This is a genomic window from Bradyrhizobium campsiandrae (assembly GCF_014529705.1).
Lineage (GTDB): Bacteria > Pseudomonadota > Alphaproteobacteria > Rhizobiales > Xanthobacteraceae > Bradyrhizobium > Bradyrhizobium campsiandrae.
Genome location: NZ_JAANIH010000170.1, coordinates 1 through 747 on the forward strand (window position 1 = coordinate 1; position 747 = coordinate 747).

The 747-nt window shown below is 51.5% G+C and carries 1 protein-coding gene; it reads left to right on the forward strand.

The genetic code is table 11. From position 1 onward, the window contains the following. On the forward strand, positions 1-621 hold a 621-nt coding region (locus G8O24_RS47045), incomplete at its 5' end, for a tRNA-dihydrouridine synthase (RefSeq protein ID WP_202988822.1). Positions 622-747: the final 126 nt, after the last annotated feature.

The window sequence follows — 747 nt, forward strand, 5'->3', positions numbered from 1 at the left end:
GCAATGGATACTACTTGGAAGATACGTGAAATCGAAATCCCCAACCGGGTGATGGTGGCGCCGATGGCTGGCGTTTCCAACATGGCTTTTAGAAAAGTCTGCAAGGAATTCGGCGCCGGCATGGTTGTCTGCGAAATGATTTCCGACCACGGGATCATCTACGGCAACGAGAAAACTTTGAGCATGCTGGACGTCGACCCGGGCGAGCACCCGATGAGCATCCAGATCTTCGGGGGGACGGAAGACAGCCTTTTGCAGGCGGCCCAGAACATCGACAAGCACACCGATGCCGACATAATCGACATCAACATGGGCTGCCCGGTGCCGAAGGTAACGAAGACTGACGCGGGTTCCAAGTGGCTTTTGGACTCAAACAAGATCTACCAGATGATCCACAAGGTTGTCCAGAACGGGGAAAAGCCGGTGTCCGTCGAGATGCGGATCTGCTTGGACCGCAAGCAAATTTTTGCCGTGGAAAACGCCCTGGCCGCCCAGGAAGCCGGTGCTTCCATGCTGGCCATGCACGGCCGGACCAGAAAGCAGATGTACCAAGGCGTCGCTGACTGGGAAACCCTGCATGAAGTACCCCAGGGCATGGACCTGTCTCTTATACTCATATAAGCACATGGAGGACGTCGTATTATTAAAAAAAAAAGAAAAGATAGAACAACAGAGATACAACAGTGAGAACGTCGATGACAGTTAGTCCATTACTATATTAGAGTAATAGTAAAACGAACTAAACAG